Below are 24,349 nucleotides of genomic sequence, written 5' to 3'. Positions count from 1 at the left end.
CTCCCGGTGAACGCCTGGGGCCTCGCCCCCACGCCGGAGTCAGGCATCGGCGGTATAGAAGGTGGCATGGCCCAGGACCTGCCCCCAGAAGAACACGATGACCTGGAGGCCGAGGACGGCGAAGAGCAGGCCCCGTTCCGCCGCTACCTCACCCGCTCGGGCGCCGAGCGGATGCACCGGGAACTCGTCCGACTGCTCAACGAGGAGCGCCCCAAGGTGACCGCCGAGGTCTCCGCCGCCGCCGCCCAGGGGGACCGCTCCGAGAACGCCGAGTACATCTACGGAAAGAAGCGCCTGCGCGAGATCGACCGCCGCATCCGCTTCCTGAAAAAGCGCCTCGACACCGCCACCATCGTCACGCCTTCTGAACAGAGCGACCGTGCACGCGTTTACTTCGGAGCCACGGTCACCCTCGAGGACGAGGACGGAGCACGCACGAAGTACCAGATAGTCGGGTCCGATGAAATCGATGCCGCCGGAGGTCGCATCAGCGTGGAGTCCCCCATCGGGCGCGCCCTGCTGCGCAAGTGCGTGGGCGACTCCGTCGAGGTGCACCGCCCCCGGGGCGAAATCGAGCTGACCGTCATCGACATCCGCTACGACTAGGAGGCCCCATGCCTCGGACGCTGCCCATCAACACCCGCTTCCGCCGCATCTATCAGCACCTGAGCGGGGCGGACCTGGCCGCTGCCGAGCCCGAGGAGCTCTCCCTCGAGGACCTGGGCCTGGGCGACTCCCAGAAGACCCGCGTGGGCCTCCTCTTCGGGACCTACAGCCACCAGGGTCTGGAGCGCGTGCTCCGCGCCTACGGGCTGCTCCAGCGCGCCGAGGAGCGCGTGGGGCCCATCGAGCTGCGCATCCAGGGCGAGGACCCGTTCCGCCCCCGCGTCATCCTGTGGAGCCGCCGCTTCTACGCCCCCGTCGCCGACCTGTCCCTGCGCATGGCCACCGGCGCCGAGGTCGGCCTCGGTGACGCGCTCGCCACCGCGCCCCTGCTCTATGTGGACGCGCTGCTGCTCCAGAACCCGGGCCGCTCGTTCGACTGGCACCGCCCACCGCTGCCAGGGCAGAGCCACCCGGGCCTCGCGCTCTCCGCGCCCCTGCTGGAGCTCCTGATGCTCATGGCCCGTCGCATCGGCGCGGAGGCCCTGGCCCTCACGCCTTCGACTTTCGCCGCCGCGAGCGTCTATGACCGGCGCTTCCTCTTCGTGGACGGCGCGGCCCAGGGGCGCTTCCTCGCGCTGCGCGGCGCCGGCGGAAAGCGTCCCCGCTGGCTGCTCGCCTGGGCCGTGGAGCTGGGGTGCATGCGCGACGCGGACGGTCAGCACCTCCCCTTCACCCCCATGCCCATGTTGTCGCCGCTCAGCCGCCGGATGATCCGCTCGTTCGACGTCAAGGCCTGGGCCGAGGCCCGTGAGCAGACCGGTCGCCAGGTGCTGACGCTCGACGAGGAGGCGCTCCAGCAGCGCTTCCCCTGGGAGCGCATGCCCCCGGGGCCACCGCCCGAGCGACTGGCGGAGCTGCTGGGGTACGACCCGCTCGCCCCCGTGCTCGCGCACTGAGCGCCAAGGCGTGGGGTTTCGAACAGCCAGCACCTCCGACGCAGAGCAGGCTGCTTCCGTGGGAGCCCCTGTCTATATTGGAGTGGGCGTCAGGCCCAGCCACGTCGCACGGTCCCCAGCGGTCGCACCCGAACCAATCAGGTCGCGCGAACCCACGATGCGAAAGAACTTCATCCTCGATACCAACGTCCTCCTCCATGATCCGCGCAGCATCTACGCGTTCGAGGACAACAACGTCATCATCCCCATCTACGTCATCGAGGAGATCGATCAGTTCAAGAGAGACCTCTCCGAGCTGGGCCGCAACGCCCGCATGGTGGCGCGCTACCTGGACACGTTCCGCGCGGAGGGCTCGCTGAAGGAAGGGGTGCCCATGCCGAGGGGCGGCATGCTCCGGGTGTGCTTCACGGAGCGCGACCTGCCGCTGTCCATGGCGGACAGCAACCTGATGGACAACCGCATCCTCGCGGTGGCCATCGACCTGATGGAGCAGGAGCCCGACACCCAGGCTGTCTTCATCACCAAGGACACCAACCTGCGCATCCGCGCGGATGCGCTGGGCCTCATCGCCGAGGACTACGACACCGAGCGGGTGGAGATCACCGAGCTGTACACCGGCTTCACCGAGCGGCTCGTCCCCAAGGAATTGGTGGACCAGATGTACAAGCCCGGCGCGGAGGTGGAGCTGCCGGACGTGGACACGCTCTTCCCCAACCAGCTGGTGCTGCTCAAGGACGAGACGAACCCGTCGCACACCGCCATGGGGCGCCTGCATGGGCTCAAGAACCGGCTGGTGCCGCTGCTCCGCCAGAGCAAGGAGGGCACCTGGGGTATCCGCCCACGCAACATGGAGCAGGCCTTCTGCCTGGACCTGCTGCTCAACGACGACATCAAGCTCGTCACCATCGTCGGCAAGGCGGGCACGGGCAAGACGCTGCTGGCCATCGCCGCGGGGCTCCAGAAGGTGACGGAGGAGAACCTCTACCAGAAGCTCCTGGTGAGCCGTCCCATCTTCCCCCTGGGGCGGGACATCGGGTATCTGCCGGGCAGCGTCGAGGAGAAGCTCAACCCCTGGATGCAGCCCATCTTCGACAACGTGGAGTTCCTGATGAACCTCAGCCGCGCGGACAAGAAGGCCGGCCGCGGCTACCACGAGCTGTTGGACCTGGGGTTGATGGAGATCGAGCCGCTCACGTACATCCGTGGCCGGAGCATCCCCAACCAGTTCATCATCGTGGACGAAGCGCAGAACCTCACGCCCCATGAGGTGAAGACCATCATCACCCGCGTGGGAGACAACACGAAGATCATCCTCACGGGGGACCCGTTCCAGATCGACAACCCCTACGTGGATTCGACCAACAACGGCCTGGTGCACGTGGTCAATCGCTTCAAGAGCGAGAAGATCGCCGCGCACATCTCCATGGCCAAGGGCGAGCGCAGTGCCCTGGCCGAGCTCGCCGCCAACCTGCTCTAGGCACCTGCCCGTGCCCGCGCGAAGAGACGTGTCATGAAGAACGACGGCCCTGAAGAGACCCCTCCGGAAGACGGAGAGAAGAAGCCCCTCATCGAGTACCCCTCGGTCTACACCTTCAAGGTGATGGGCCTTCAGGGCCCCGGCTTCGCGGAGCACGTGAGGGATTTGTTCCGGAAGATGATGGGCACCGAAATCTCGCCGGATTCCATCCACGAGCAGCCCAGCAGCAAGGGCAAGTACGTGTCTTTCAGCGTGTCGGTGTACCTGTTGTCCGAGGAGCAGCGGCGCTCCATCTATGAACAGCTGAAAAAGGACCCGCGCGTCGTCTACTACCTGTGACGCCGGACGCGCGAGGCCTCCTCCTCCGGGTGGGGGGCCCGCGCCGTCTCTGGAAGTCCGGGCGGGGTTGGGTATATGAGGAGCCCATGAGCCCGGCAGACTCCTTTCCGCTGTACCACCCCGCGGACGCCCGGCGCGCGTTCAGCTCGGACGACGTGACTCGGCGGTTCGCCAAGGTGGCCCAACTGGAGCCGGGTGCTCGGGTGCTGGTGCTCGGGTGTGGCGCGGATGCCGCCTCGGCGCTGCTCCTGGCCCGGGAGATGGGCTGCTCCGTCGTCGCCGCGGACATGGACGAGGCCCTGGTCTCCTCCGCCCGCGAGCGCGTGCGCAACCAGGGGCTGGCGGATCGCATCGACGTCCGCGGCGTGACCGTGGAGTCGCTCGGCCTGCCGGACGGCGCCTTCGACGCCATCCTCGTCCAGGGCCGGGTGCTGTACACCCTGCGCGGGACGCTGGCGGCCCTGAGGCCGCTCCTGGCGAGGCGAGGGCGGCTGGGCATGACCTTCCCCGCGAGGGTGGGGCGCATCCTCCCCAAGGCCGCCGCCGAGCTGTGGGAGCGCCGTCTGGGCGCACCCCTGTTGCTGCCGCGCGAGCTGCTCCAGTCGTTGGAGCTGGGCGGCTTCGAGCCGGAGTCGGCGGAGTCGCTGCACGACGTGGAGCTCGACGACTACTACCGCGAGGTGGAGGCCTGTCTGAGGCCCACGTCCGGCCCCCATGCAGCCCCGCTGCGCGAGGAGCTGGCGCTGCACCGCGAGAGCAACGGCAAGGCGAGCGTCAGCTATGCCTTCCTGGTGGGGCGCCGCAAGGAGCCGGGCGAGAAGCCTCCGGCCTCACGCGACAGGGGCTGAGCAGGAAGGAGGGGAGGGTGGGAAGCCCACCGTCCCCCCTCGGCGCGGGCTAGTTCAGCGAGCCGTTGAAGTCGACCAGCTCAATGGACTCGGGCGCCACGGACAGCGACACCTGATCCCGATACCCGGCCGCGTCGCCGCCCACCTGGAAGGGCATGGGGCGCGCGAAGCGGATGGTGGCCTCGCGGACGTGGAAGTCGTGGAGGCCCTCCGGGAACCAGCGGCCGTTCCACAAGCGGGGCAGGTTCGTCAGCACCTGCGTGGGCGTCACCTGGCCCAGCCGCAGCTGCATGAAGCCGCGCCGGCCACACGCGAAGGGGAACATCCGGAAGCCGTAGCCGTAGAAGGGCATGGTGCCCGCGGCGGCCATCATCAGCTTGCCCCGGAAGAGCAGCTCGCCGGGGGCCACCGGCTCACCCACGGGCTGGCCGTCCGCGCCAAGCCGGTACGCCTCGCCGGCCTGCCCGTTGACGACCTCGCACTCCACCCACGTCGAGTGCGTCAGGTAGTGCGGCACCGTCTTGCAGGCCACGGCGGAGAAGTAGCCGCCGCTGCCGGACAGCATGCTCTTGAAGAGACCCTTGCCCAGGTTCTCCTTCACCCAGATGTAGTCGTTGAGCACCTTGCCATCCACGCCCAGCCCCGCGAAGGGCGCGCGCTGGCCGTCCACCATCAGCAAATCCATGGGGCGGAAGCCCGGGACTTCACCGGTGCGGGCGCGCAGCACGTCATTGAGGATGCCGTCGCCCCGGGTGCCGGAGGCGTTGACGTGGGCGGCGATGCCGTTGCCCGTGCCCAGCTTGAGGATGCCGAAGCGGGGCGCCTGCTGACCGGCGAAGCGGCCTCGGGGGCCGACCTGCTGGAGGACCTCGTTCACGAAGCCCATGAAGGTGCCGTCACCACCGCCCGTGAAGACCATGGGATAGCCGCGCTCCAGCACCGTCTGGGCGATGCGGCGGCCGTCGAGCTGCGAGCGGGAGAGGAACAGGTCCTGCTCCGGAACCACGTGCGACAGGGACTTCACCACCCGGGCATCCACCTTCCGGGCATTGGCGTTGAGGAGCACCGCGACCTTCGGTTCGACGGACACGTCCGCCGACGGGGAGCGGCGGAGGTCCGGAGAGCGCAGGGGCTGAACCAGCATGGGGACAGGCTCCAGTGTAGGTGCGGGTGGGGGAACCCGACATCGACGCTCCGTCGCAATGTGCACTTTCATTGCCAACGGGTGACGCGAGGCGTCAGCAGGCGAGCAGGCATGTCATTCCAAGGGGTTGCAGCGTTGGTTGCAGTGCGGAAGGTCGCCCGGTTGCTACCTGGGGGTGACGGAGGTGTAGAGCGCGTTACGCACCCGTGCCGTGAAGGTGGCGATGGCGTGACGCGGCAGCCGACCTCGTGCGCACTGCGCTACGCACCCAGGAGCATCACCTTGTGCCAGAGGGCCCGACGTCACACCCGGTTTGACACAAGGGGGTGGGTGGTTACGTTGGGCATACATCAGGAGCTTTCGCAGAAAACGCAGTTATTTCCGGAGGATACGAACCGTGGGCAAGATTATTGGGATCGACCTGGGCACCACGAACAGTGTGGTGGCGATCATGGAGGGTCGCGAGCCCAAGGTCATCGTCAACGAGGAAGGCAGCCGGATCACGCCCTCGGTCGTCGCGTTCACCAAGGACGGCGAGCGGCTGGTGGGTCAGGTGGCGAAGCGCCAGGCCATCACCAACCCGGAGCGCACCATCTACTCCAGTAAGCGCTTCATGGGCCGGCGGCATGACGAGGTGACCGAGGAGGCCAAGCTGGTCCCCTACAAGGTTGCTCGGGGGCCCAACGGCGATGCGCGCATCGAGCTGGACGGCAAGCAGTACAGCGCGCCGGAGATCAGCGCGCAGATCCTGCTGAAGCTGAAGCGCGCGGCGGAGAACTACCTGGGTGAGAAGGTGACGGAGGCGGTCATCACCGTCCCGGCGTACTTCAACGACGCCCAGCGCCAGGCCACGAAGGACGCGGGTGAGATCGCGGGCCTCACGGTGCGGCGCATCGTGAACGAGCCGACCGCGGCGGCGCTCGCGTACGGCCTGGACAAGAAGAAGGACGAGAAAATCGCCGTCTACGACTTCGGCGGCGGCACGTTCGACATCTCCATCCTGGAGGTGGGCGAGAGCGTGGTCGACGTGCTCGCGACCAACGGCGACACGCACCTGGGCGGTGACAACATCGACCAGCGGATCATGGACTGGCTGATCTCCGAGTTCAAGAAGGACACGGGGCTGGACGTCCAGAAGGACAAGATGGTCCTCCAGCGCCTGAAGGAGGCGGCGGAGAAGGCGAAGATCGAGCTGTCGAGCGCGACGGAGACGGACATCAACCTGCCGTTCCTCACGGCGGACGCGTCCGGTCCGAAGCACCTCAACCTGAAGCTCACGCGCGCCAAGTTCGAGGCGATGATCGATGACCTCATCGAGCGCTCGCTGGAGCCGTGCCGCAAGTGCCTGAAGGACTCGGGCGTGGACCTCAAGGACCTCAACGAGGTCGTGCTCGTGGGCGGTACCACGCGCATCCCGAAGGTGCAGGAAGCGGTGAAGCGGCTGTTCGGCAAGGAGCCGAACCGCTCGGTGAACCCGGACGAGGTCGTCGCCGTCGGCGCGGCGGTGCAGGCGGGCGTGCTCTCCGGCGAGGTGAAGGACATCCTCCTGCTGGACGTGACGCCGCTGAGCCTGGGCGTGGAGACGCTGGGTGGCGTGATGACCAAGCTCATCGAGCGCAACACCACCATCCCCACGCGCAAGTCGGAGACGTTCTCCACGGCCGCGGATGGCCAGTCGCAGGTGGAGATCCACGTGCTCCAGGGTGAGCGCGAGATGGCGAACGACAACCGGAGCCTGGGCCGCTTCCACCTGACGGGCCTGCCGCCCGCGCCGCGTGGCGTGCCGCAGATCGAGGTGACGTTCGACCTGGACGCCAACGGCATCCTCAACGTCAACGCCAAGGACAAGGCGACGGGCAAGGAGCAGAAGGTCACCATCACCCACTCGTCCGGTCTGGCGAAGGACGAAGTGGAGAAGATGGTCGCCGACGCTCGCTCGAACGAGGCGGCCGACAAGGAGCGCCGCGAGCTGGTGGAGCTGAAGAACCAGGCGGAGGCCCAGTCCTACGCCGCGGAGAAGCTCGTCAAGGAGAACAAGGAGAAGCTCACTCCGGACGTGGCGAAGGCGCTCGAGGACAGCGTGGCGGAGCTGAACAAGGTCCGCGAGGGCCAGGACAAGGACGCCATCAAGTCCGCGCTCGAGAAGCTCCAGGCCGCCAGCTACAAGGCCGCCGAGGAGATGTACAAGGCCACGGGTGGGGCGCCGGGTGGCGAGCCTCCTCCGGGCGGCGCTGCTCCTGGGGCTCAGCCGGGCGCGAAGAAGGACGACGTGGTGGACGCCGAGTTCCGCCAGTCGTAGCCCCCAGGCCGTGAGGCCCGGGTGGTGAAGCAGAGGGCCGGTGCTCCCGCCACACGCGGGGGGCCGGCCCATCTGCGTTTCTGGCGCGCCGGGCTCGGGCTCGGGAGGTTCCGAACCGCTGGATGGCCGTATGCGAGGCGAGACGCGGCGGGGGCGCAAGGGGTTGAGGGGACTGGGAAGCGTGTTGGTGATGGGGATGCAACGAGGCGGGGCTCCACGTCTTCGTGTGAGGTGCCCGCATGACTCGCGTCGCGTCCCCGCTGTCCTCCGCCACGTCCCTGCCTGTCGAAGGCGAGGTCGGGGCGGCGTCCCTCGACTCCGCTTCCGTCCGTGGCACGCCGCCTTCGATGAAGGGCTCCTCGGCCAGCACGCTCGAGGTGTTCCAGGGCCTGATGCCCGGAAGCGCGGCGGGCGTCTTGGTGCCGGGTCCTCGCTGTGGCCCGAGGACGGGTGCGCCGAACGGCTTCGACTTCGCGGTGGGCGGCTCGTTTCCTCCTCGACCCATGGGGAGCGTGCGGGAGCAGATGAAGCAGGGCGCCTTCACGCTGGCGCAGTCCGACGCGGCCACCGCGAGCCTGGTGATGAGGGGCGGGAGCGTGGTGGAGGCCTATGCACGGGGACACCTGCGGCTCCTGGAGCCCAGCCCTCCCATCCTGGGGGCGCCCACGTCCCTGACGGACTACACCAGCGCGCTTCCGGGTGTCCCGCCCGAGGCTGCCTTTGCCTACTTCGTGCGCAACCCGGGGCCCGTGTTCGAGTCCGCTGGCATCCGCCTCCAGCCGGCCACCGGAGCGCTGGCGGATGGGGCGAAGGTGTTCCTGGAGGAGAAGGGGCCGCCTCCGGTCTGGGCCCCCGTGGCGTTCCGGCTGGAGGCCAAGACGCACACCGTGCACATCACCACCCTGGACGGGCACCCGCTGCGGGGGACGAATCGCTTCGTCTTCGAGGAGGATGGGGAGGGTGGGACGCGACTGCGCCAGTACTCGGCCTTCCAGGGAAGCTCACCCGCGACGGCGGTGGGCCTCAAGCTGATGGACCCCATTGAACGACAGCATGACATCTGGCGCGGCGTGCATGCGCATCTGCATGACACGCTCGTATCCCGCTGACATAGAACCCAGGGTGGAGGTGACGCGGATGGTGCTGAGGACGACGCCGCCGGGGAACGATGTAATCCTCTACGACGGGCATTGCCGCATCTGCAGCGGCGCGGCCCGCGAGTTCCAGAGGATGCTGGGGGGCCGGGGGACGCAGCTCCGCTCGTTCCGGGACGAGGGCGTGCTGGAGGGCTTCCCGGGCATCAGCGCGGAGCGGTGCGAGAACGCCATGCAGCTCATCCAGGCGGATGGGCGGGTGCTGCAAGGGGCGGAGGCCGTCGTCAGGGCGCTGGGCAGGCACCCTTTGGGTCGGCTGCTGTACGTCTACTACGTCCCCGGGCTCCGCCAGCTCTCGGACCTGCTCTACCGGGTCTTCGCCCGCTACCGGTTCAAGATTGCCGGACGGACCTGTTCGGACGCTGGTTGTGCGGTCCACTTCAAATAGACAGAGGGCGGCGGGTAGCATGGGTTCGTGCAAGCCCATCCGCCGCCCTATCTCCAGGCCGCTCGCGCCTTTCGCCACTTCTTCAGTGAGCTGCGGGACGTGTACCTGGAGCGAGAGACGCTCTTCACGCAGCTCGAGCTGGCCCTCCTGAGTCGGGAGCACGTGCTGGTGATAGGCCCCCCCGGGACGGCGAAGAGCGCCATCGCCAGCGCGGTGCTGGGGCGCATCATCGACGAGCACACCGGCCAACCCTCGCTGTTCTCCAAGCAGCTCGCTGAGTCCACCGTGCAGACGGACCTGCTGGGGCCCGTGGACTTCAAGGTCCTGACGGAGACGGGGCGCACGGAGTACCTCACCGACGAGGGCATGCTGGGCTCGCAGCACGCGTTCCTGGATGAGATCTTCGACGGCCGGGACATGCTGCTGCGCTCCATCCTCAACGTGCTGTTCGAGCGCGAGCTCAAGCACGGCCGACGGGTGACGGCGGGGCGCACCGAGTGCGTCATCATGACGAGCAACCGGTATCTCTCCGAGGTGCTGGCGCGCTCGCCCGAGCTGCTGCTCGCCTTCGCCGACCGGCTGAGCTTCATCAGCTTCGTGCCCAAGTCCTTCGCCCGGAAGGAGAGCCGGGCAGCCATGCTGCAGCGCTTCGCACAGGGCGCGCGGGCGGACCTGCGGGCCCCGCTCTCCCTGCAGCAGGTGGACCTGCTGCAGGACGCCGTCTCGCGGGTGAAGGTCCCCAGTGAAGTGCTGGAGGGCGTGGAGTTGCTGGCGGAGGCCCTGGAGCGGGCGCTGACGGCGCAGGTCTCCAAGCTGCCCGACTACGTGCCCACGAAGTACTTCTCCCAGCGCTCCGCGGTGAAGGCGCTGTGGGCGCTGAAGGCCGCGGTGGTGAGAGACCAGATCTACCGGCGGCCCGAGCGACCGCTGGAGGCCACCGTGGAGGACCTGGACTCGCTGCGCTGGTTCTTCCTGCTCGGCGGTCCTCCCTCGGCCGAGACTGAGGCGCTGCTCAAGTCGGTGGTGGACCCCCGGGAGCGGGCGCAGCTCGAAATCGTCCGGCTGGAGCAGCGCACGTTCGACGAGGTCATCGCGAAGGTGCGGCAGGAGCTGGGCGGGGGCCAGGAGCGCGAGGCCCAGGCGCTGGGCTCGTCCGATGAGGCGTCGGCGGTGGAGGCGCTCTCACGCAACTGGCAGCCGTCCATGGCGTCCACCTCGGCGCGGGGCCTGTTGGCGAAGCTGGTGCCCGGACCGCGCCATCCGCAGAACCGCGCCCCGTTGCTGGTGTCCGCCCGGGCGCTGGTCGCGGCGATGGACCAGCGGCTCGCGCGAGGCCTGGCGGGACAGGGAGAGGGCAGGGGCGGGCTGGCCCTGCTGACCTCGTTCCAGGACGTGCTGGAGCTGTGCCGCGTCATCCCCGAGCTGAAGGTCGGACTGTCGCCACTGAGCGAGTCCACGGCCCGATTCGTGGATGGGGCCCTGGAGATGATTGCCCTGACCGCGGAGAGCGCGGACTTCGAGGATGGCCTCAAGCTGGAGGGGCTGGTGGGGCTGGCGGACAACCTGGAGGAGGAGCTGTCCAGGACCGCGGACCTGGTGGGCATCCTTGGCGAAGGTGCCCCCGTGGCGGTGGAGCGGCTGCGCAAGGCGGAGGCCGCCGCGCGCAAGCGGGTGGTGGGCGCGTTGCGGCGACGAGCGACCGTCGCGTTCCAGGGGATGTCCGCTCGAGGGCGCAAGGAGCCGCTGGAGACGCTGGCCGCGGACTCGCGGCGGCTGTCCCAGTTGGAGCAGTCGCTGGTCGCGTTGGACCCGACGCAGCGGAGCTTCAAGGAGGAGCTGTTGCTCCCCCTGGGCTTCGCGTATGCGCGCGAGGTGCTGGCCTCCACTCCGTTCGAGCGCATCGAACAGTATGGGCGCGCGGTGCAGGCCGTGGCGGAGAACCTCCGGCGCGAGGGCCTGCCCGTCGACGTGGTGATGGGGGAGTGCCAGAACATCCTCGACGGTCGGCTGCGCGAGCACGCCCGACTCCTCACGCGCGAGGTCTCAGCCCCGCCGCCTCCGGCAGCCTCCGTCCTCAACGGCGATGCGTACGTCTTCTATCGGGGCGAGTTCTCCGCCAAGGCTCCGGATGGCGAGCTGGCGGCGTTGCTGGGCCTGGACGGACAGCTCGCGTTCACACGGGGGAGCTCGGCCTCGGCCTTCTTCTCCGAGAGTGCCCGCGCGGCGGTGGCCCAGGCGGAGCTCACCTTCATCCACACGCGCGTGAAGTACCTGCGAAGCTGGCTCACCCAGCTCCTCACCTCGTTGCCGACGCCCGAGGCGTTGACGGAGCGGCCCGAGGTGGAGCGCACGGTGGACCGACTGGTGCGCAGTCGCTTTCCGCTGCTGGCCCTGAAGGAAGGGGAGCTGGTGCGCCTCAAGGGTGTGCTGTCGCTGCTCGCCGCCATCCCAGGAGAGGTGGGCGAGAGCGCGCAGCGGCTGGACGTCCAGCTGAGGGGCATCGACGAGGACTTCGGACGCTACAGCCGGCAGGTGTTGGAGCGGCGGTCCGCGGCGTGAGCACGTCCTCGTCGGATAGGGCGCGGAGAGGCGGCTGAGCATGCTCTCGCGGCGGCTCACGGACCTGCGACGGCGCCTGGATGCGCTCCGCCACCCGGCGCCCCCCGGGGGAGGGCCGCGCTGGTGGACGTTCGGGCGGAAGGTGTCGGGGCCCGGCGACCTGGCCCTCCCCGTGCTCGCGGTGTTGGACCGGGAGCTGGACAAGGTGGGCGTCCACACCTCGGCGGATGCGCAGTTGCTGCGCGAGCTGGGGGCTCGTCGTGGGCTGGCCGGGGCCTTGTCCCAGGGGCTCCAGTCGCGGGCCGGACAGGCCCTGCAAGAGCTGGAGGAGTGTGTGGAGCGCGTGGAGCGCGCCTGGCGCGCGGGGGTGATGCCGCCAGGAACCGTCACGGTGCTCGAGCGGGCCTTCGTCCAGCTCGCGCGGGCCGTGAAGGTGGCGGACCTCTTCGCCCATTCGCCCTCGGCGCCCGTCGATGACGATGAGGACTTCATCGCCTTCGAGCGCCCGGCTTCATTGCGAAAGCAGCGCCCGCCCAGCAGCTCCCGGATGGCCGTGGCCGAGTACTTCGCGCTGCGCGCCCAGGAGAACGTCGTCGACGTCGTGCAGAAGCGCAGGGACCTGGACCTGGCCCACGAGATGTTGCTGCGCCTGGGCGCGGACCATGACCGGGAGCGAGGCCTGCCGTTGCGCCGCGAGGTGGCGGAGGCCCGTGAGCGCACGCGCGCCGTGCCGGCCGTGCGCTCTTTGGAGGAGTTCCTGCGCCACGTGCGGCACGCGGCCCGGCATGACCCCCAGGCCGCATACCGCTCGCTGCGAGGCCTCTACGAGCGCGCGCTGGAGGCGGGAGACCTGGAGCTGGCGGCGTCCGCGCGCTCGGCCCTGGCGCCCCTGTTGCCTTCCCGCTCCCAGCTGACCCACCTGGTGGAGCGCGCCGAGCGGGATGCGCTGGCCCACTGGTTCGGTGAGGCCGCTCCCCAGGAAGCGCGGCCCGAGACAGCCACTGCGCGCCCGGACGAGCTGCTCGCGGACCTGGCCTTCTCGCTGCGGCCCGAGCAGATCGCTACCTTCGAGCTGGCGGCGGGCTGTGCCCGTTACTTCGACGTGGAGGACGCGCTCTCGGAGGAGATCGTCCTGGCGGAGACCCAGGTGGCGCGGCCCGTGCCCCGACGCGTTCCCTATCCCACCCAGACGATGACCTTCGAGGTGACGGGCGGCCTGCACGAGGTGCACAACTTCGTGCTGACGGACCCCCGGATGCTGCTGAGAGACCTCGCGGCCAACCGGCAGCTCGTGCGCGCCTACGTGGAAGACGCGCCGCCGCCCCAGTCGAAGAAGGTGAAGCGCACCGCCGTGCGCGTCTATGTCTGCGACGCCTCCGGCTCCATGCACGGCGCCAGGGCCCGCTTCCGGGACGCCCTCATCATCGCCGAGCTGAACAACCTGCGCGTCAAGGCTCGCCGTGACGAGACGTTCGACCCGCTCTACTTCAGCTTCTTCAACGACGTGCCCACCGAGCTGGCTCGCGTGGACACCGCCGGCGAGGCCACCCGGCAAATCGAACGACTCTTCCGGGACTCGCCCGCGGAGGGCCAGACGGACATCTCGCTCGCGCTGATGTCGGCCTTCGACTCCATCCGCGCCGCGCAGGGCAGGGACCCGTACCTGGCCCGCGCCACCGTCGTCCTCGTCACGGATGGCGAGGACCGCGTGGACCTGGACCTCATCCGCCGCACGCGCGCGCCCATGGGCTCGCTGGACATCGCCCTGAGCTTCATCTCCCTGGGCGAGGAGAACCCGGACCTCCGCTCGCTCGTCCGCGAGCAGCGCGCCTCCGGCATCCGCGCCTTCTACCACCACCTCTCCGACGAGGAGATTCAGTGGGCCCGCACCGAGTTCGACACGCCCTGGCGCACGCTGCTGCCCCGGGATGTGCCCGCGACGGCGGATGCGCTGGAGCAGCTCGCGCCGCACCTGGAGGCGCTGGAGCGCGTCGCCCATGGGCGGACCACCGGGGCCCCCGTCGCCGTGGAGGCCTCGTTCGAGGCCCTCTTCCCCGAGTCACCGCCGCGCCCCGAGGGCGGACAGGTGCCCGGCCCGGACGTCGTGGGCCGCGTGGTGGACATCCTCGGCGCGCTGGTGGAGGCCGCGTCGCTGGCTCCCGCCGACAAGCGCGCGACGGAGAGCGTGGTGCTCCTCCAGCACCTGCTGGCGGTGTACGGGCTGACCCCGGCGCGCTACCTCGCCGCGCTGTCCGTGGGAGGACCGTCGGTGACGGACGCACTCGCTCGGGTGCGGCTGTTGTGCCGGCCCTTCGGTTAGGCTCCGGGCCACCGCCATGTTCTTCGGCCTCTGGAAACGCAAGAAGGAGCGCGCCCGCCCGGCTGACCCGCTCGTCGCCTTCGACGCGCTGCTCGAGAACCTCGACCGACAGGCCGCCGAGCTGCGCAAGTCGGCGGCCACGCTGCTCGCCCTGAAGGGGGACCTGGCCCGGGCGGTGGAGCGCTACTCTCGTCGACTGGACGAGCTGGCCTCGCGCCATGCCACCGCCGCGTCGCGAGGGGACACGAAGGCCGTGGCGGTGCTCACGAAAGACAGGACGCAGGCGGAGGCCCTGCTGGCCACCACCCGCGAGTCGCTGGAGCGCGCGGACTCGGACGGCAAGCTGCTGCTGGAGGCAGCCTCCGAGCTGGGAGACCGGGTGGAGGAGCTGCGCCACGAGCGGGAGAGCGCCTCCGCGCGCCTCACCCTGGGCGGCATCGTCACCGACGCGCTGAAGGAGCAGGTGGCCCGCTTCGAACAGGCGCTGGTGGTGGACGCGGCCCGCGACGAGGTGGAGCGCGCACACGCCCTGGCGGAGGTCTACCGAGAGGAGCGTCGAGAGAAAGCGGACTGAGCCGGCGGGCTCAGGTGCGGCGCGCCGTCTGGTGCAGCTCCAGGACGATGTTGCCGCCCTTGAAGAGGCGCACCGCGCCGGACGTCTGGCTCACCACCAGCGCGATGCAGGCCGTGGAGGAGGTGATGCCCGCGGCGGCCGCGTGGCGGGCCCCCAGGCCGAGCGGAATCTTCACCAGCTCGTCCTGCGCGGACAGGTATCGCCCGGCGGCCAGCACCACGCCGTCCTCGCGGATGATGAAGGCGCCGTCCAGCACGGAGAAGTTCTTGATGGCCTCGCGAATCTTCGGGTCCAACACGTTCCGCTCGGCCTCGGACAGGCCCTGGAACGGGTTGATGGTCATCTGCCGGCTCTTCTCCAGCACCGTCGTGTGGTCGCCGATGGTGATGATGGTGCCGATGGGGTGGCCCTCGAAGCCCTCCTGGCCAATCTGGAGCGCCAACTGGATGAGCGCGTCCACCACCTGGGAGTTAAACTCCTCGCCCAGTTTCACCCCTTCAATCGCGAGCCGATCATCCAGAGACCCACCGATTCGCATCTGCATCAGCGTGTCAGGCGCACGGCCCACACGGCCCGTCATGCAGAGCACCAGGTCGCCTTCCTTGAACGCCCCCTGGGAGAGCGCGGAGACGAGCGCCACCTTCACCCGCTCGGTGCGCGAGTAGTCGTAGGCGGGGATGACGAGCGCACGAACCTTCCGAAGCAGGTGCTCCTGTGCCAGCTTGTCCAGCGTCACCGCATACACGAGCTTCTTGCGAGCAGGCCGGCCCCGGAGCTCCTCGGGAGGGATGGGCGTGTCACAGATGTAGAGAAAATGGTCCACATCACTCTTGGCGGCCAGCGAGAGGGCCGAGCGCAGGAACTCCCGATCAAACTTCGTGTTCTCGCTCAACCGCCCTCCCATTCACCCGCAGTCATGACTGGGTCAGCTTGACACCGACGGTTCCCTGAATAAAGCTTTCGGGCCCGTTTTTTGGGGGACAGGGCCCAAAAACCCTCGCGCACTGGAGCGAAGGCTGTGAATTCGAAAGATCTCAAGCGTTACAAGAAGATGCTCGAGGACAGCAAGACGAGCCTGCTCGAGAGCGCCAAGAAGACCCTGCTGGAGGAGGCGAACTTCGACACGGATGACCTCCCCGATGAGATTGACCTCGCCTCTTCCGAGTACGCGCAGTCGATGCAGTTCCGACTGCGGGATCGGGAGAAGTTCCTGCTGACGAAGATCGAGAAGGCGCTGGCCCGCATCGAGGACGGCACGTTTGGCGTCTGCGAGCGTTGCGAGGAAGACATCTCCCCCAAGCGGTTGGATGCACGTCCGGTGACGACGCTCTGCATCCGCTGCAAGGAGGAGCAGGAGAAGAAAGAGAAGTCCTACGGCTGAGGCCGTGGTCGCCCAGGGCCGCGCGGGAGTTCCCCGTGCGGCCCGGGCGCGGCGAGTGCCGGGAGGGTGCCGCCTCAGGCCAGCGGCGCCTGGATTTCCACCCGGAGCAACTGCCGGCCAATCAGGTAGTGGTCCCCGTTGTCCACGAAGGTGGGGCCGGCCAGCCGCATGAACGTGCCGTTGGACGAGCCGACGTCCCGCACGGACAGCCGGTCCTGGCGGACCTGCAGCACCGCGTGACGTCCGGAGACGAAGCCGTCGGTGGGGAAGGTGAGGTCGCCCTGCTCGCGTCCCAGCAGGTTGTCGCCCTCACGCAGCGGGTAGGCCCCGCCCCGAAGTCCCCCCTCCAGCAACTGGATGAGCCGCAGGCGGTAGCCGGGATCCGGCGAGCCCCAGATCTGCGTTCCCCCTGGACCCTGTGTCGCGGTGGGGATGGGCTCCAGCACCAGCCGCTGCCGGCCCAGGCGCAGCTCACCGCCAGGGGACAGCTCCCGCTCCTGGCGCAGCCGCACGAAGACGCCGTTGGCGCCGCCTACGTCCTCCACCGCCAGCCGTGAGCCGGAGAAGAAGAAGCGCATCTGGACGGGCATGATGAAGGGGTCGTCCGGGAGGGAGATCTCCCCCTGCTGGCCGCAGGTGAGGGTGTCTCGCTGCATGCGGACGACGGATTCAGGGCCGCCGTCGGCCCGCACCACGCGGATGGAGACCTGGGGGCGCGTGGACAGGCTGGCCACGGCCATGACCATCGTCCCGGAGCGCAGCGGTGAGCCGCACGCTCGGCAGACGGTGGCATCCCGGGGGTTTTCGGCGTCGCAGCGGGGGCAGTATTCCATCGCTTCCATGAGGGCTCCGCGTTTCTACCAGGGGTGGCTCGCGGTTGCTCGTCTTGCGAGCGGCTTGCTCACCACCCGAGCGACGTGGTGAACTCCGTGACCCACCCTTCGGGGAAGTTGACTTGCACTGCCCCTCCTGCGGCGCTGACGCCCAAGAATCCTCCCGTTTCTGCCCGGCTTGCGGTGCGACCCTCGTGCGCACGCCGGATGCTGACGACTACGTCGGCTTGACCATTGCCCAAAAATACCGGGTCGAGGCCCTCATTGGCGAGGGCGGCATGGGCCGGGTGTTCCGAGCCCGGCAGATCTCCCTCGACAAGGTGGTGGTGCTCAAGGTCCTCCGGCACACGCTCTTGTCTGACGAGCGCACCGTGGCGCGCTTCCAGCGCGAGGCCAAGGCGGCCAGTCGTCTGAACCACCGCAACTCCATCAGCGTGCTGGACTTCGGCCAGGCCGAGGACGGCGCGCTCTTCATCGCCATGGAGTACGTGGCGGGGCAGGACCTGCACCAGATTCTCAGCCGCGAGTGGCCCCTGGGCGAGGGGCGCGTGGTGCGCATCGTCAGCCAGGTGCTCGGCGCGCTGTCGGACGCGCACGGCGCGGGCGTCATCCACCGGGACCTCAAGCCCGAGAACATCATGGTGGAGCAGCGGCGCAACGAGCCGGACTTCGTCAAGGTGCTCGACTTCGGCATCGCGAAGATCACCGACTCCACCGACGACGGCCCCGCCCTCACGCGCGCGGGCTTCGTCTGCGGCACGCCCGAGTACATGTCCCCGGAGCAGGCGCGCGGCGCGACGCTGGACCACCGCTCGGACCTGTACGCCGTGGGCGTCATCCTCTACCAGTTGATGACGGGCCTGTTGCCGTTCGAGTCGGACTCGGCGGTGGGCTTCGCCACCAAGCACCTCACCGAGGAGCCGCCGCCCCCCACGCGGCGCCGGCCCGACGCGCGCATCTCCCCGGCCATGGAGCGGCTCATCCTGCGCACGCTCTCCAAGAGCCCGGATGACCGGCCCGCCAACGCGGAGGCGTTCCGCGCCGAGCTGATGGCGGTGGAGAAGGAGCGTCGTCGCACGGACTCGCCTTCCCGGCGTCCCCAGCCGTCGGCGGTGCTCGCGCCGCTGCCGCGCAAGTCGTCCACCGGTCGCAACGACGACGCCACGGCGCCGGAGTGGGGCAACGAGATGACGGTGGAGGCCACCGTCCGAGCGCTACCGGACGTGCTCTCGCCGCTGCCCTCCAACGCCGCCGTCATGTCCGCGGCGCGGGAGAAGACCGACTCCATCATCCCCACGCAGCCCGGGGTGAGCGGCGGAGGGCTGGGCTTCTTCTTCAAGTCGCTCACCGTGCTGCTGGTGCTCGGCGCAGGCCTCTTCTTCACCTACTTCTATTACTTCAACGGTGGCGGGAAGACGGGCGGAGCCTCTCCCTTCCCGCTTCCGCGCAACGCGCCCGTGCCGGGCAACGTGAGCACCTCGGCGGGCGACGCCGAGCAGCCGCTGTACGAGAAGCAGATCTCCGCGACGAGCCGCAACCTGGAGGAGTCCCGCTTGCATGCGCAGGCGGGAGATCAGGCGCTGGAGCGCGGAGACGTGGGACTGGCCAGGTCGAAGTACCTGGATGCCTTCCAGCGCAACCCGGACCCGGAGCTGGCTCTCAAGCTGGGCGAACTCTACTGGCAGCGGGATCAGCTCGAGGAGGCGCGAGGTTGGTGGTCGCGGCACCTGCGCGATGTGGCGGACTCGAAGGCCCGTCCCCTCATCGAGCAACGCCTGGGTGGCGCGGTGGCCCGCCCGTCGAGCCCGTAGCGAGCGCGCCGGGCGAAGTGCCCTACGCGCTCGCGCTGACTAGCCGAGCGTCTCCACCTGGAGCACGTGCTGGCCCAGGCGGACGCGGTCTCCCGGGCGCAAGGGACGCTCCTCGCCCGCGGGAATGCGCACGTAGGTGCCCAGGCCCCCGGACAAGTCTCGCAAGAGCGCTCCCGTGGGCGTGGGGGACAGCTCGCAGTGGCGACCGGCGAGGCCCTCGTCTCCCGGGAAGCTCAAGTCGCAGTGCGCCTGTCCCAGCGTGAGCAGCGGGGCGGCCGTCACCACCGCGCGGCCGCCTCGGCCACCGAAGATGACCTCCTCCACGCCGTACACGGCCTGGCCGAGCGGCACCGGGGCTCCGTAGACGAGAGGGCGTCCGGCCACCGGCGCGGGCGACTCCAGCCGGCCCGTGAAGCGGAACAGCCGCTGGCCCGCGCTGAAGTGGGTGCGCGCGGTGATGGCCTCCGTGCCCGCCACCGTGACGAACACGCCCGAGGCGCTGGACTCGTCTCGCACGAAGAGCGCGCCGTCCTTCACCAGGAAGGTGGCGTGCAGCGGCGAGACGAAGCCGTCGTCGGGGAAGAGGATGGCGCCGCGCTGGCGGCCCACCACGCAACCGGTGACGGGCAGCTTGTAGCGCTGGCCTTTCGTGGAGCCCGCGATGACCGCCAGGCCGAACCGCGACGCGGCTGGAGCGGGGCGGGGGGCCGCGACGGGGGGGGCCGTGGCGCCCGCGCGGCCGGGCAGGGCGGCATCCGGCACCGGAGGCGGCGGACGGGTGTTGGCGGGCCCCGCGGGCGCCGTGCCTCGGGGAACCAGAGAGGGCGGAGCCGCGGGCGGGCGCGTGTTGGCGGGCCGCTCCACCATCAACCCGGCGGCGGCCGTGGGCGGCGGCGTCCGTGCCGAGGGGCGCATGCCGGGAGGAATGGCGCTGGGCGGAGGCGGAGTGACGGGGGGACTGGTGGGCTCGCCCGCCCGGGGGCCAGGGAAGGAGGCCACGGCGGCGGGGCGCCCTCCTTGAGGCGTCGCGGCGGGCGGACGGGCCGTGGGGGGAGCGGACTTCGCGGCGGGAGGCCGGGCGGCGGGCGCGTCCCCCAGGGCCTGACCGCAGAGCACGCAGGAGGCCGAGCGCGGCGGATTGAACCCGTCACAGTTCGGGCAAACCACGGAGAGAGCCGACAACAAGAGCTGTGACATGGGCGAAGGCGAATCTACGGGCCCGTAAAACGTCGGGTCAACGAAAGCGAACGCGATGGGTGGGACAAGCCTGGAAGAGAAATACGACAGGTTCCGTGGGGCAACGTTGCCCCCCCTCCGGCACGAAGTTACGATTCCCCCTGCTTCGATGATCCGCCTGAACGACATTCTCCAACGGGTTTCCTCGTACCACCCGGACCCCGACCTGGACATCATCAAGAAGGCCTACGTCTACTCGGCGAAGGTGCATCAGGGCCAACTGAGGAAGTCAGGTGAGCCCTATCTCGTCCACCCGCTGGAGGTCGCCGGCATCCTCGCGGACCTCAAGCTGGACGAGGCGTCCATCGTCACCGGCCTGCTCCACGATACCATCGAGGACACGCTCGCCACCGCGGAGGAGCTCACGGAGCTGTTTGGCGCGGAGGTGGCCCAGCTGGTGGACGGTGTCACCAAGCTGTCCAAGTTCTCCGCGTCCGCCACGCTCTCCCAGGAGGAGAAGCAGGCGGAGAACTTCCGGAAGATGATCATCGCGATGGCGCAGGACATCCGCGTCATCCTCGTGAAGCTGGCGGACCGCACGCACAACATGCGGACGCTGGACCACATGAACGAGGAGAAGCAGGCGCGCATCGCCCAGGAGACGCTGGACATCTACGCGCCCCTGGCGAACCGGCTCGGTATCTCCTGGATCAAGACGGAGCTGGAGGACCTGAGCTTCCGCTACGTGAAGCCGCAGGAGTTCTTCAGCCTTCAGGAGAAGCTCAACAAGCGCAAGAAGGAGCGGGAGAAGTACATCGAGGACACCTGCGACCTCATCCGCTCGAAGCTCGCGGAGCGAGGGCTGAAGGGCGAGGTGTCTGGCCGCTTCAAGCACGTCTACAGCATCTACAAGAAGATCAAGTCGCAGGGCATCGACTTCGATCAGATCCACGACATCATCGCCTTCCGCATCATCTCTCCCGCCGCGCCCGCCTGCTACGAGGCGCTGGGCCTGGTGCACGAGATGTGGAAGCCGGTGCCGGGTCGCTTCAAGGACTTCATCGCGATTCCGAAGCCCAACATGTACCAGTCCCTGCACACCACGGTGATTGGTCCGCTGAGCGAGCGCGTGGAGGTGCAGATCCGCACGTCGGAGATGCACAAGATCGCCGAGGAAGGCATCGCCGCCCACTGGAAGTACAAGGAGGGCAAGGCCGTCATCTCCAAGGATGACGAGAAGTTCGCCTGGCTGCGCCAGCTCATGGAGTGGCAGCAGGACCTGAAGGACCCGAAGGAGTTCCTCGAGACGGTGAAGGTGGACCTCTTCACCGACGAGGTCTTCGTCTTCACGCCCAAGGGCGACGTGCGCTCGCTACCGCGCGGCGCGACGCCGGTGGACTTCGCGTACGCCATCCACTCGGACGTGGGTAACCGGTGCGTGGGCGCGAAGGTGAACGGCAAGATTGTTCCCCTTCGCTACAAGCTGAAGAACGGCGACACGGTGGAGGTGCTCACCAGCCCGCAGCAGCACCCGTCCAAGGACTGGCTCACCTTCGTCAAGACGAGCCGCGCGCAGCAGCGCATCCGCGGCTTCATCAAGCAGCAGCAGCGCGAGAAGAGCCTGCAGCTGGGCCGCGAGCTGACAGACCGCGAGTTCAAGCGCTTCCAGCTCAACTTCAACAAGCTGCTCAAGTCCGGCGAGGTGAAGAAGGTCGCCGAGGAGCTGGGCTTCCGAATCGAGGACGACCTGCTGGTGGCCATCGGCTACGGCAAGGTGACGCCCCAGCAGCTGGTGCATCGCCTGGTCCCCGAGGAGAAGCGCCACGAGGCGGAGGCCACGCCTCGAGGCGAGGGCTCCGGCAATGGCGTGCCCGCGGGCGGTACCTCCATGCTGCCGGGCCTGTCCCGCGTGACGGACCTGGCCAAGCGCCTGGTGGGCCGCAGCAACCGCAGCGGCGTGCAGATTGGCGGCGTGGACGATGTGCTCGTGCGCTTCGGACGGTGTTGCAACCCCGTCCCCGGCGACCCCATCGCCGGCTTCATCACCCGGGGACGGGGAGTGACGGTGCACACGGTGGGCTGTGAAAAGGCGCTCGCGACGGACCCCGAGCGGCGCGTGGACGTGAGCTGGGATGTGAAGGGGGACTTCAAGCGCCCCGTCACCCTGCGCGTGCTGACGGCGGACCGCACGGGCCTGTTGGCCGACATCTCCAACATCTTCTCGAAGAAGGGCGTCAACATCTCCCAGGCCAACTGTCGGGCCACGGGCGATGACCGGGCGGTGAACACCTTCGAGGTCATCATCTCCGACCTGAAGCAGCTCACGGACCTGATGCGCACCATCGAGCGCTTGAGCGGCGTCTACTCCGTGGAGCGAATCTAATCCGCCGCCTTTCGTGCTAGAGCGCCCGGGAAATCCGGCGGCCCTTCTCCGGGCCGCCCGAACCCTCGAGGTGCGCTCCATGGCTCGGAAGACCCTTCACTCGGACCAGGCTCCCAAGGCCATTGGCCCGTACTCGCAGGCGGTGCAGGTGGACGCCGGGAAGCTGACCTTCCTGTCCGGTCAGATTCCCCTGGACCCCGCCACGATGGAGATGGTGACGGGGGACGTCGTCGCCCAGGCGGAGCGGGTGATGCTCAACCTCCAGGCCGTGCTCGCCGCGGGCGGGCTGGACTTCAGCCACGTGGTGCGCTGCACCATCTTCCTCACGGACCTGGGTGACTTCGCCAAGGTGAACGAGGTGTACGGCCGCTACTTCACCGGCGCGCCGCCGGCCCGCGCCACCGTGCAGGTGTCCGCGCTGCCTCGCGGCTCCAAGGTGGAGATCGACGCCATCGCCGTCTCCTGAGCGTCCTTCCACCGTCGTGCAAAGCAAGAGGCCGCCGGACCTTGTCGGTCCGACGGCCTCTGGTGCTTCAGGGCTTTGGAAGCAGCCCGGTGGAGCGGATTACTTCCCGTCCGCCGCGACGGCGCCGGCCTTCTTCAGCTCCTCATCGATGATGCGCTTGAAGGCGTCCACCGGCTGGGCGCCCACGAGCGTCCGGCCGTTGATGAAGAACGTCGGGGTGCCACTGGCGCCCAGGCGGGAGCCCTCGGCGGCGTCGGCGTCGATCTGCGCGCCGAACTTGTTCTCGTCCAGGGCGGCCTTGAACTTGGCGACGTTCAGGTTCAGCTCCTGCGCGTACTTCTCCAGGGACGCGCGGTCCAGGGCGCGCTGGTTGGCGAAGAGCTTGTCGTGCATCTCCCAGAACTTGCCCTGCTCGTGAGCGGCCAGCGCGGCGGCCGCGGCGGCCTTGGCGTTGGCGTGCATGGGCAGCGGCTGGTTCTTGAAGGCGACCTTCACCTTGCCGCCGTACTGGTCTTCAATCGCCTTGAGCGTCGGGACGACGCGGCTGCAGAAGGGGCACTCGAAGTCGGAGAAGGCGACGATGGTGACGGGCGCGTTCTTCGGGCCCTTCACCGGAGCGTTGCCCACGTCCACCTTCTGCACTGGCGGCTCGGCGGGGGCGCCCGCGGGAGGCGCGGCCGGGGCCTCGGCGACGTTCTGCGCGTTCAGCTTCGCGTACAGCTCCTCGGCCTTGGTACCAGAGGCCAGCAGCTTGTCGGCCTTGGTGAGCTCCTCGTCGATGAGGCGCTTGAAGGCGTCGAAGGGCTGCGCGCCCACCAGCTCACGGCCGTTGACGAAGAACGTCGGGGTGCCACTGGCGCCCACCGCGGAGCCCGCGGCGCTGTCCGCCTCGACCTTCGCCTTGAACTTGCCGCTGTCCAGCGCGGCCTTGAACTTGGCCATGTTCAGGCCCAGCTCCTGCGCGTACTTCTCCAGGGAGGCCCGGTCCAACGCCTTCTGGTTGGCGAAGAGCTTGTCGTGGAACTCCCAGAAGCGGCCCTGCTCGTGAGCGGCCTCGGAGGCCTCTGCGGCGAGCTTCGCGTTGGCGTGGAAGGGCAGCGGCTGGTGACGGAACACCACGCGCACGTCCTTCGGGTAGTCCTTCTTGATCTGCGCCAGCGTCGGGCCCGCGCGGCTGCAGAAGGGGCACTCGAAGTCGGACCACTCGACGATGGTCACCTTGGCGGTGGCGGGACCGAAGGCGGCCGCGTCGGCCGGCACGTCGATCTTCTTCACGGCCGGGGCCTGCTGCGGCGGGGCGGCCTTGGGCGCGGCGCGCTCGGAGCCCTTCTCGATGATCTTCGCGTAGACCTGGCTGGCGGGAACGCCACCCTTCACCAGGGCCTCCGCCTTGCCCAGCTCCTCGTCGATGAGGGCCTTGAAGTTGTCGATGGGCTGCGCGCCGGAGAGGAAGCGGCCGTTGATGAAGAAGGCCGGGGTGCCGCTCGCGCCGAGCTGGCTCGCCAGGGCCTGGTCCTTCTGGATGGCCTCGGCCAGCTTGGGGCTGGTCAGGTCGGCCTTCCACTTGTCCAGATCCAGACCAATCTCCTGCGCGAACTGCTGCAGGGAGGCGTCATCGAGCTTCTTCTGGTTGGC

General features: G+C 68.9%; 20 protein-coding genes. 15 read left to right on the top strand and 5 right to left on the bottom strand.

The genetic code is table 11. The annotated features are described in order from the left end of the window. Positions 1-66: 66 nt before the first annotated feature. The 5 genes from greB (at position 67) to ACN469_RS12155 (ending at position 4,226) form a co-directional block, all read left to right on the top strand. Positions 67-606: a transcription elongation factor GreB gene (gene greB, locus ACN469_RS12175; protein WP_498767449.1), complete on the top strand. Its 540-nt coding sequence runs from the start codon at positions 67-69 to the stop codon at positions 604-606. A gap of 8 nt (positions 607-614) precedes the next feature. Beyond that, positions 615-1,562, top strand: a complete 948-nt coding sequence (locus ACN469_RS12170; RefSeq protein ID WP_498767341.1) for a deacetylase — start codon at positions 615-617, stop codon at positions 1,560-1,562. A gap of 157 nt (positions 1,563-1,719) precedes the next feature. Next, complete coding sequence (locus tag ACN469_RS12165) at positions 1,720-3,039, top strand: PhoH family protein (RefSeq protein ID WP_498767339.1); 1,320 nt, start codon at positions 1,720-1,722, stop codon at positions 3,037-3,039. Positions 3,040-3,072: 33 nt separating this feature from the next. After that, the gene (locus tag ACN469_RS12160) at positions 3,073-3,378 is read left to right on the top strand and encodes an HP0495 family protein (RefSeq protein ID WP_498767337.1); all 306 of its coding nucleotides are present in this window, start codon (positions 3,073-3,075) and stop codon (positions 3,376-3,378) included. 86 nt (positions 3,379-3,464) lie between these two features. Then, entirely contained in the window at positions 3,465-4,226 is a 762-nt protein-coding gene (locus ACN469_RS12155; protein WP_498767335.1) for an SAM-dependent methyltransferase, read from the top strand. Positions 4,227-4,275: 49 nt separating this feature from the next. On the opposite strand, the gene ACN469_RS12150 is transcribed toward ACN469_RS12155, so the two are convergent. Beyond that, positions 4,276-5,370: a diacylglycerol/lipid kinase family protein gene (locus ACN469_RS12150; RefSeq protein WP_498767333.1), complete on the bottom strand. Its 1,095-nt coding sequence runs from the start codon at positions 5,368-5,370 to the stop codon at positions 4,276-4,278. Between the two features lie 397 nt (positions 5,371-5,767). Between ACN469_RS12150 and dnaK the strand changes: the two genes are divergently transcribed. The 6 genes from dnaK to ACN469_RS12120 all read left to right on the top strand — a co-directional run bounded on the left by dnaK (position 5,768) and on the right by ACN469_RS12120 (position 14,664). After that, a complete protein-coding gene (gene dnaK / locus ACN469_RS12145) occupies positions 5,768-7,669 on the top strand; it encodes a molecular chaperone DnaK (protein WP_498767331.1) in 1,902 nt (633 codons plus the stop codon). A gap of 239 nt (positions 7,670-7,908) precedes the next feature. Next, the gene (locus ACN469_RS12140; RefSeq protein WP_498767329.1) at positions 7,909-8,778 is read left to right on the top strand and encodes an SRPBCC family protein; all 870 of its coding nucleotides are present in this window, start codon (positions 7,909-7,911) and stop codon (positions 8,776-8,778) included. 28 nt (positions 8,779-8,806) lie between these two features. Beyond that, entirely contained in the window at positions 8,807-9,211 is a 405-nt protein-coding gene (locus tag ACN469_RS12135) for a thiol-disulfide oxidoreductase DCC family protein (protein WP_498767327.1), read from the top strand. 27 nt (positions 9,212-9,238) lie between these two features. Then, positions 9,239-11,770, top strand: coding sequence for an AAA family ATPase (locus tag ACN469_RS12130; RefSeq protein WP_498767325.1), 2,532 nt, complete (start codon positions 9,239-9,241; stop codon positions 11,768-11,770). Between the two features lie 40 nt (positions 11,771-11,810). Further along, a complete protein-coding gene (locus ACN469_RS12125; protein WP_498767323.1) occupies positions 11,811-14,090 on the top strand; it encodes a vWA domain-containing protein in 2,280 nt (759 codons plus the stop codon). 16 nt (positions 14,091-14,106) lie between these two features. Then, positions 14,107-14,664, top strand: a complete 558-nt coding sequence (locus tag ACN469_RS12120; protein ID WP_498767321.1) for a hypothetical protein — start codon at positions 14,107-14,109, stop codon at positions 14,662-14,664. A gap of 10 nt (positions 14,665-14,674) precedes the next feature. Here the strand turns inward: ACN469_RS12120 and ACN469_RS12115 are convergent, their stop codons facing one another. Then, complete coding sequence (locus tag ACN469_RS12115) at positions 14,675-15,556, bottom strand: DNA integrity scanning protein DisA nucleotide-binding domain protein (RefSeq protein ID WP_163869244.1); 882 nt, start codon at positions 15,554-15,556, stop codon at positions 14,675-14,677. A 126-nt stretch (positions 15,557-15,682) separates the two neighbouring features. Between ACN469_RS12115 and ACN469_RS12110 the strand changes: the two genes are divergently transcribed. Beyond that, positions 15,683-16,045, top strand: coding sequence for a TraR/DksA family transcriptional regulator (locus tag ACN469_RS12110; protein ID WP_498767319.1), 363 nt, complete (start codon positions 15,683-15,685; stop codon positions 16,043-16,045). Between the two features lie 74 nt (positions 16,046-16,119). Here the strand turns inward: ACN469_RS12110 and ACN469_RS12105 are convergent, their stop codons facing one another. After that, positions 16,120-16,887, bottom strand: coding sequence for an FHA domain-containing protein (locus ACN469_RS12105; protein ID WP_498767317.1), 768 nt, complete (start codon positions 16,885-16,887; stop codon positions 16,120-16,122). 113 nt (positions 16,888-17,000) lie between these two features. Here ACN469_RS12105 and ACN469_RS12100 point away from each other — a divergent pair, with 113 nt between their 5' ends. Then, positions 17,001-18,689, top strand: coding sequence for a protein kinase domain-containing protein (locus ACN469_RS12100; RefSeq protein ID WP_498767315.1), 1,689 nt, complete (start codon positions 17,001-17,003; stop codon positions 18,687-18,689). A 39-nt stretch (positions 18,690-18,728) separates the two neighbouring features. Here the strand turns inward: ACN469_RS12100 and ACN469_RS12095 are convergent, their stop codons facing one another. Then, positions 18,729-19,886, bottom strand: coding sequence for an FHA domain-containing protein (locus tag ACN469_RS12095; protein WP_498767313.1), 1,158 nt, complete (start codon positions 19,884-19,886; stop codon positions 18,729-18,731). 148 nt (positions 19,887-20,034) lie between these two features. On the opposite strand from ACN469_RS12095, the gene ACN469_RS12090 reads away from it, so the two are divergent. Further along, the gene (locus tag ACN469_RS12090; protein WP_498767311.1) at positions 20,035-22,248 is read left to right on the top strand and encodes a RelA/SpoT family protein; all 2,214 of its coding nucleotides are present in this window, start codon (positions 20,035-20,037) and stop codon (positions 22,246-22,248) included. Positions 22,249-22,318: 70 nt separating this feature from the next. Then, a complete protein-coding gene (locus ACN469_RS12085; RefSeq protein ID WP_498767309.1) occupies positions 22,319-22,714 on the top strand; it encodes a RidA family protein in 396 nt (131 codons plus the stop codon). Positions 22,715-22,813: 99 nt separating this feature from the next. Here the strand turns inward: ACN469_RS12085 and ACN469_RS12080 are convergent. Further along, positions 22,814-24,349 (bottom strand): DsbA family protein (locus ACN469_RS12080; RefSeq protein ID WP_498767307.1); only part of this gene is annotated, 1,536 nt, incomplete at its 5' end.

The sequence above is a fragment of the Corallococcus terminator genome (assembly GCF_049194865.1).
In the GTDB taxonomy this organism is placed as follows: domain Bacteria; phylum Myxococcota; class Myxococcia; order Myxococcales; family Myxococcaceae; genus Myxococcus; species Myxococcus terminator_A.
Note: the sequence above shows the minus strand (reverse complement) of the source record. Positions and strands in the feature narration are given on the sequence as shown.

Excerpts from the sequence above, each read along its gene's own strand:
- ACN469_RS12120 (WP_498767321.1), top strand. The coding sequence starts at position 14,107 with ATGTTCTTCGGCCTCTGGAAACGCAAGAAGGAGCGCGCCCGCCCGGCT.
- ACN469_RS12095 (WP_498767313.1), bottom strand. The coding sequence starts at position 19,886 with ATGTCACAGCTCTTGTTGTCGGCTCTCTCCGTGGTTTGCCCGAACTGT.
- ACN469_RS12125 (WP_498767323.1), top strand. The coding sequence starts at position 11,811 with ATGCTCTCGCGGCGGCTCACGGACCTGCGACGGCGCCTGGATGCGCTC.
- ACN469_RS12150 (WP_498767333.1), bottom strand. The coding sequence starts at position 5,370 with ATGCTGGTTCAGCCCCTGCGCTCTCCGGACCTCCGCCGCTCCCCGTCG.
- ACN469_RS12155 (WP_498767335.1), top strand. The coding sequence starts at position 3,465 with ATGAGCCCGGCAGACTCCTTTCCGCTGTACCACCCCGCGGACGCCCGG.
- ACN469_RS12140 (WP_498767329.1), top strand. The coding sequence starts at position 7,909 with ATGACTCGCGTCGCGTCCCCGCTGTCCTCCGCCACGTCCCTGCCTGTC.
- ACN469_RS12090 (WP_498767311.1), top strand. The coding sequence starts at position 20,035 with ATGATCCGCCTGAACGACATTCTCCAACGGGTTTCCTCGTACCACCCG.
- ACN469_RS12160 (WP_498767337.1), top strand. The coding sequence starts at position 3,073 with ATGAAGAACGACGGCCCTGAAGAGACCCCTCCGGAAGACGGAGAGAAG.
- ACN469_RS12165 (WP_498767339.1), top strand. The coding sequence starts at position 1,720 with ATGCGAAAGAACTTCATCCTCGATACCAACGTCCTCCTCCATGATCCG.
- ACN469_RS12105 (WP_498767317.1), bottom strand. The coding sequence starts at position 16,887 with ATGGAAGCGATGGAATACTGCCCCCGCTGCGACGCCGAAAACCCCCGG.
- ACN469_RS12135 (WP_498767327.1), top strand. The coding sequence starts at position 8,807 with ATGGTGCTGAGGACGACGCCGCCGGGGAACGATGTAATCCTCTACGAC.
- greB (WP_498767449.1), top strand. The coding sequence starts at position 67 with ATGGCCCAGGACCTGCCCCCAGAAGAACACGATGACCTGGAGGCCGAG.
- ACN469_RS12170 (WP_498767341.1), top strand. The coding sequence starts at position 615 with ATGCCTCGGACGCTGCCCATCAACACCCGCTTCCGCCGCATCTATCAG.